The sequence below is a fragment of the Anaerotignum faecicola genome (assembly GCA_024460105.1).
Taxonomy (GTDB): Bacteria; Bacillota; Clostridia; order Lachnospirales; family Anaerotignaceae; genus JANFXS01.
The window spans coordinates 1-541 of sequence record JANFXS010000121.1 but is presented as its reverse complement, the minus strand read 5'-3'; the positions used below and the strand labels follow the sequence as shown (position 1 = coordinate 541).

General features: G+C 48.2%; 1 protein-coding gene. It reads right to left on the bottom strand.

Annotation, left to right across the window (positions count from 1 at the left end; translation table 11 throughout):
* Positions 1-496, bottom strand: a 496-nt coding sequence (locus NE664_13060) for a D-galactonate dehydratase (GenBank protein ID MCQ4727562.1), incomplete at its 3' end; no start/stop codon positions are given.
* Positions 497-541 lie beyond the last annotated feature (45 nt).

Here is a 541-nt window from a genome sequence, read left to right as displayed (position 1 = left end):
ATTTGTAATCCCATCTGCTGTACATTCTCTCTCCAATGGCAATCGGTGCAGATGTATACTTTGCGACCTCGCGCAGCGCCTCCTTATTCTCAGGAAGCACCGGTTCTTCCATAAAGAGCGGATGGAACTGATCTAATTCCCGTACCAGCACTTTTGCCATGGGCTTGTGAATTCTTCCGTGAAAATCGATGGCCATATCAATGTTGTTTCCAATAGCATCACGAATTGCCCCCACCTTTTCCACCAGCTTATTCACACTTTGCAGCGTATCCACATAATGGGTAGGATCTGTAGGTGAGGTCTTAATGACTGTATAGCCTTCCTTTACAGCCAGCTTTGCATCCGCTGCCACTTCTTCCGGTGTATCTCCGTGAATGCTCCGATATACTTTAATCTTATCCTTAACTCTTCCCCCCAGCATCTCATATACCGGAGCATGATAATAATGCCCTTTGATATCCCACAGCGCCTGGTCAATACCGGCAATTGTGCTCATCAGCACCGGGCCTCCCCGATAGAAAGCGCGGCGGTACATGGTCTG